Below are 5,786 nucleotides of genomic sequence, written 5' to 3'. Positions count from 1 at the left end.
TATTTATAATTAATTATTTTTAGCTATCTTGTTGGGTGGGCACTGTTGGGTGGGCAGTGCCCACCACAAGGGTTACAGCTCATTACTAGTATTTAAGGTAATTAGAAACAGCTAATTAATTAATAATTAATACTCCGACTGTCGCTCGGTACGAGTAATCGATAATTACGGGTTAAAATGCTCAAATTATATGAATATGCCTCATCGGGTAATTGTTACAAAATTAGATTGTTGCTAAATCAATTGGGCATAGCCTATCAACGCATCCTAATCGATATTCTCACAGGGGAGAGTCGAACCGCTAAATTTTTGGCAATGAATCCAGTCGGCAAAATACCCGTATTAGAAATTCAACCGGGACAGTATTTAAGCGAATCAAATGCAATTATTTACTACCTCGCCGATGGTACGGAGTTTTTGCCTGTCGATCGGTGGGAACGCTCCCAGGTAATGCAATGGCTGTTTTTCGAGCAGTATAGTCACGAGCCAAATATTGCCACCGTCCGCTTTTGGATGTCGATCGCCAAAATAGCCGAACAAAAACGCGACGCGATCGTCCAAAAGCAAGAACTTGGATATGCGGCGTTACAAGTAATGGAGCAACATTTAAAAGAACAAAAATACTTCGTTGGCGATCGGTATTCGATCGCCGATATCGCCCTATATGCCTATACTCATGTCGCCGCCGAAGGTAACTTCAATCTAAGTCAATTTCCCGCAATTCTATCCTGGCTCGATCGCATTAATTCACAACCAAACTATCTCACAATCTCCGCCTAACACTGATTACCCATTACCTCTTACCTCTTACCTCTTATCCCCATCTCCCATCTCCCATCTCCCCACTCCCATCTAATGCCGATAGATGCCACTTCGCTTGAGACGATTGACAATCCGGGTGACTAGCGTAGATTCGATCGCGGATTTGGCGACAAAATCATCCGCACCAGCAGCAAAAACGAGATCGCTAGCAATTGTCGCAGTGTGAGACGTCAAGAATAAAATCGGCAGAGTTTCCCACGCCGGATCGGTGCGTACTGCGCGACAGAGTTCGATCCCGTCATAGGTGGGCATATCCAAATCGAGAATCAGTAAATCGGGAGCAGAAGCCTCCAATACCTCCCAAAAGCGACTGGGTTCGGATAGCGTCGTGACGATCGTCCCCCGTCGTGCTAGGAGTGCGCTGACACCTTCGAGCAAGAGCGGATCGTCATCGACGATCGTCACCCTGACTTGAGTCGTCCGTGCTTGGTGCAATCGATCGACAGCCCCAAAAATCTGCGCTGCCAGCAGCGGTTTGGTGAGAAATAACCTCGCACCCCTGCGCGCAACTTCGATGCGATGGTGGAGCTGCTGAGTGTCTTCAGGGGCAACCTCGATACTCTGCTCGGCACTGACTATGGCGGTTTCTGCAAGTGGATTGAGACGAGCGTGCTGTGAGATCGCCGCTGAGGGAGTGCGATGGCGGATTGCCGACATTTCCCGCTGTGAGGGTGCGATCGAGTGAGGGTGCGATCGACTCAAAACTATGACGGGAATCTGTGGATAGTCTCGCTCCAGTTCGGATAAAGCACTCAACCCGTCAGCGATCGGGGAAAAACAATCCAAATCGAGAATAATTGCCTGCGGCGATCGATCCAACTGGCTGGGAATTAGCTCCGTTGCGACGATCGTCTCGAAATTACTCGGTGTCGATTGCAAGGCTGAGATTAGATCCCGATCGGTGGCGATCGCCAGCAGCCAGGGCGCGGGCGTGGGAGCTAGCGAGAGCGGTGGCGGCTCAGTTGCGGGTACTTTACTGGCGATCTCTTGTCGCAATTGGATGACACCACTTTGTACCAGCGCAATTTGGGCTGGAGTTAATTCGGGATTTTCCTTAAGCAATAATTCGATTTCTTTGGCAACTTGGGAACCGAGCATCAACCCAAATGTGCCCAAAGCTCCAGCCAGAGTGTGGGCGCAATTCCAAGCCTCCCGCAAGATTTCCGCATCTAGAACACCATCGGCGCTGGCGATAACCACTCGCTCGATTGCCGCAACGCGATCGAGCATTCGAGCGTGATGTCGGTTCCAAATCTCCGTCAGAAATTGCAGCGAATCGTTTACTACTGGCGGTGGTTGACTGACAACTGCTGGAGCTACATCATCATGCCGATCGTCGCTACCTCGAACATCTTCCGTACTCAATTGGTGTTGCTGCGGTGCTGGTATTGGCGTGTCCAGATCGCCCCATTTGAGGCGATAGCCAGTCCCATAGACAGTCTCAATGAAATCCGCAGGCGCACCCGCCGCCTTGAGCTTGTGTCTGAGTCCCTTAATATGCGTGCGTACCGCCTCTTCGCTCGGCGTATCTTCAAACGTCCACAAATGCTCCAAAATCGCGCCGCAACTAAACAGCCGCCGCCGATACCGCAAAAATAATTCTAGTAGCGCGTATTCTTTGGGCGTGAGATTGAGCAGGCGATCTTGGTAAATCACCTCATAGTTGCGCGGATCGAGCGTGAGCTGATTCCACGTCAATACGGGCTGCATTCGATCGTTTCCCCGCCGCAACAGCGCCCGAATCCGTGCGGATAACTCCTCACAATCGAAGGGTTTGACGACATAATCATCTGCACCAGCATCCAAGCCGATCGCCCGATCTTGTCTGCTATCCTTACTCGTTAGCAGTAAAATCGGCATCACATAGCCGCGCGATCGGATCTGGCGACACAGACTCACCCCGTCAAGCTTTGGCAACACTGCATCTAACAACAACAGATCGTAATCGAATGCTTCGACAAATTCCCACCCCGCTTGCCCATCTTCAGCCACTTCCACCGCATAATTGAGATCGCCTAGCGTGATTTTCAACGCCTCAGCCACTACTGGATCGTCTTCAACTACCAAAATCTTCATTTTTGCTTTGTTTTAGTAATAGCTGAATCTCTACAGTTTCCAACCCAAAGTAGTAGCAATTTGTTGTGCCAATTCTAACGGACTAAATGGCTTGGCAATCGTCGATCGAATGCCTAGTTCGGTGTAGTTTTGGCGATCGGCACTTTGGACTTTAGCAGTGAGCAAAATTACGGGAATCGATCGCGTTGCTGGATTGGATTGTAACTTGCCAAAGGTATCTAGTCCATCCATATCTGGCATCATCACATCTAACAAAATTGCATCTGGCTGTTCCCGCTCGGCAGTTGCCAATCCCTCTAGTCCCGAACTAGCAACACTCACTTGCCAGCCAGCTACAGTTTCCAGGCAAATTTGAGCGACTTCTTGGATCGAGGGTTCGTTATCAACTACTAAGATCCGCTTGCTACTCACGATATTACCTCTAGTGAATTGCTCCAGCACTCATCGCCAACTACCAAGGCGATCGTTCGATCGGACTGAATATTTGTAACGATTTGGATCTAACTACAATATCTTTAAATCTTCTCATACTATCCCCCCTCGGAATCTAAATAGATCGTTAAGTTAGATGGGAGATGGGGAGACGGGGAGATGGGTTGACGGGGAGATGGAGGGACTGGGGGACTATTAATTTTTAAGTCCTTACTCATTACCTCTTACCTCTTACCTCTTACCCATTACCCATTACCTCTTACCCTCTCCCATCTCCCACCTCCCATCTCCCATCTACCCTATCGTCGAGGTACGAGATTTTGATAATCCAGATTTAGCGCCGAGAGCGATTGTGGTTGATTGCCGATTTTGCCCAGACTTTTCGCCATATCGGTAAACATCGATGGATCGCCTGCTTTGGGTGCTTGCGCGACAGGGCGCGAACTGCGCGGCGTAATCGACCAAGAAGCTTTGGGAAAGCCGAGTTTGCCGCGATAGTACTCATCGTAGCGGGGCGATTGGATGTTAAATGGTAACTCACTCGCACCGGAAGGTAATACCCGCCGACGTTGGAAGGGAACGATATTGTCGCCGAAGTTTTCGAGGTATTCGTCGCTATTGAGCAGGTCGTTAATGAAGCCAGCCCGACCTTTAGTACCGATAACGATCGACCAGGCAATTTTCTCGGCATCGTTGTATACGTCGCGTCCTAGCACCTTCTGGATGCAGTGGGTGACGAACCGATAGTTACTATTGAGATTGTAAAAACTATTGGTAAAAGTATTGGATAAACACAAGCCCCGAATAAAATCGCGCACGGTGATTTGACCGCTGCGAAGTTGGGATTCTAAGAACTTTTCGCGATCGGACGCAAACGCATGAAAAAAGATCTGACGATAAGCCGCTTCGATCAGTACAGCCAGATCGCCAGAGGATAGTAAATTGTCTGTCGAAAAGATTCTGGGCTGTTCGTCCCCAGGTACCTCATAACCCTTAATGCGCGAGTTTTGAGTTGTTGGGGCGTATTCTAATAAAGGAATAGGCATATTTTAAAGCTGCTTGTTCTTACGAAACTTTACAATTTTTATCATCATAATCCGCATTTGTACCCGCTTCTTACTCTTTACTTAAAAAATTACATTCCTTAATTTTCGCGGTGAGTGAGCGCGAATAATATAGCTCGATCTCACAGGCTAAGATAAAGCCAATCGTTCCTAACATCTGTACTCAGGCACTACTAACAGTGACACAACAATCGATCGTAATCGTTATCATCGGCGTCTCTGGTTCCGGCAAAAGTACGATCGCTCACGCCCTCGCCGCCGCCCACCACTGGCAATACGTTGATGCTGACGACTTTCACTCCGCCACCAATAAAGCCAAAATCGCCAACAACGAACCCCTCACCGACACAGATCGCCTCCCCTGGCTGCAAACCCTCCGCACCCAGATCCGCCACTGGCTAGACACCGATCGAACCACCGTCCTCGCCTGCTCCGCCCTCAAACGCAGCTATCGCGAGCTTTTGAGCGACAACGATCCAGCCGTCAAATTTGTCTACCTCAAAGGTAGTTACGCTTTCATCGCCAAAAACTTACAAGAGCGGGAAGATCATTTCGCTAAAGAAGGTATCCTCAAAAGTCAATTTGAGACATTAGAAGAACCCTCACCAGATGAAGCAATCTGGATCGAGATCGATCGCGATCGTGATGTCGATCGAGTCGTGCGAGAGATTAATGCCGCACGATCGAATTTAACTATTTAATACTCACGGATTCAGCAATAATCGTGCTTTGCTGAGCATGAAGTTGAGGACGGTTTCTTCCTTGGTAATAATATCCACGCGACCTTCCATGCCCGATCGCGTTTGACAGGTGGTTTTACCAGTACCGAGACTAGTAGTCGCTGGGGCGATCGTCACCTCGTAGATATTAGCAGATGGAGTTGCGGCGTTTTTGTCGATCGATTTGGCATCGGCGGCAATATCGATGACTTTGCCTGTCAAAATGCCATTTTCGGTATACGGGCAGGCGGATACACGCATTTTTACGGTTTGTCCGACATCCACCTTACCGATATCGGCGAGGGCGACGGAAGCTTTGACTTGCAGCGGTGTACCTGTGGGTAAAATCTTTGCCAGACTATCGCCGGGATGGACGACTTGATTGTTGTTACGGAGTGCGAGCTGCTGGATCGTCCCCGCGATCGGGGCGACGATCGGGGTAGGCTGAAGATCGGTGCCGATTTGGGCGATTTCGCGATCGGTAGTGGCGATCTGATTGGTAATTTCGACCCTTTGCTGGAGTACTTTTTGGCGTTCTTGCTGGAAGCGGGCGATCGCGGTTTTGCCATTGGCGCGTTCGCGCTCGATTTTGTGCTGGACTAGTTCGATGTCGGCGCGGCTGGGATCGAGGGCGACTTGAGTGCGGGTCGATCTGGCTTGAGTCGAGACGATG

6 protein-coding genes are annotated in these 5,786 nt (G+C 49.5%); 2 read left to right on the top strand and 4 right to left on the bottom strand.

Annotation, left to right across the window (positions count from 1 at the left end; all coding sequences use genetic code 11):
- Positions 1–177: 177 nt before the first annotated feature.
- On the top strand, positions 178–780 hold the full coding sequence (locus tag RMO35_RS06080) for a glutathione S-transferase family protein (RefSeq protein ID WP_309739348.1): 603 nt from the start codon (positions 178–180) through the stop codon (positions 778–780).
- Positions 781–852: 72 nt separating this feature from the next.
- Here RMO35_RS06080 and RMO35_RS06075 read toward each other — a convergent pair whose 3' ends face one another.
- From RMO35_RS06075 to RMO35_RS06065, 3 genes are all read right to left on the bottom strand, one after another.
- Positions 853–2,898: a response regulator gene (locus tag RMO35_RS06075; RefSeq protein ID WP_309739345.1), complete on the bottom strand. Its 2,046-nt coding sequence runs from the start codon at positions 2,896–2,898 to the stop codon at positions 853–855.
- Between the two features lie 30 nt (positions 2,899–2,928).
- Entirely contained in the window at positions 2,929–3,309 is a 381-nt protein-coding gene (locus tag RMO35_RS06070) for a response regulator (protein WP_309739342.1), read from the bottom strand.
- A 320-nt stretch (positions 3,310–3,629) separates the two neighbouring features.
- The gene (locus RMO35_RS06065; protein WP_309739340.1) at positions 3,630–4,376 is read right to left on the bottom strand and encodes a phycobilisome rod-core linker polypeptide; all 747 of its coding nucleotides are present in this window, start codon (positions 4,374–4,376) and stop codon (positions 3,630–3,632) included.
- 197 nt (positions 4,377–4,573) lie between these two features.
- Between RMO35_RS06065 and RMO35_RS06060 the strand changes: the two genes are divergently transcribed.
- Entirely contained in the window at positions 4,574–5,095 is a 522-nt protein-coding gene (locus RMO35_RS06060) for a gluconokinase, GntK/IdnK-type (protein ID WP_309739338.1), read from the top strand.
- Positions 5,096–5,098: 3 nt separating this feature from the next.
- On the opposite strand, the gene RMO35_RS06055 is transcribed toward RMO35_RS06060, so the two are convergent.
- Positions 5,099–5,786: HlyD family efflux transporter periplasmic adaptor subunit (locus RMO35_RS06055; RefSeq protein WP_309739336.1), on the bottom strand; the 688-nt coding region annotated here is incomplete at its 5' end.

The sequence above is a fragment of the Chamaesiphon sp. OTE_20_metabat_361 genome (assembly GCF_031364565.1).
Note: the sequence above shows the minus strand (reverse complement) of the source record. Positions and strands in the feature narration are given on the sequence as shown.

What these genes read in the sequence shown, in the direction of transcription:
- RMO35_RS06080 (WP_309739348.1), top strand. Translation starts at nt 178, where the DNA reads ATGCTCAAATTATATGAATATGCCTCATCGGGTAATTGTTACAAAATT.
- RMO35_RS06075 (WP_309739345.1), bottom strand. Translation starts at nt 2,898, where the DNA reads ATGAAGATTTTGGTAGTTGAAGACGATCCAGTAGTGGCTGAGGCGTTG.
- RMO35_RS06065 (WP_309739340.1), bottom strand. Translation starts at nt 4,376, where the DNA reads ATGCCTATTCCTTTATTAGAATACGCCCCAACAACTCAAAACTCGCGC.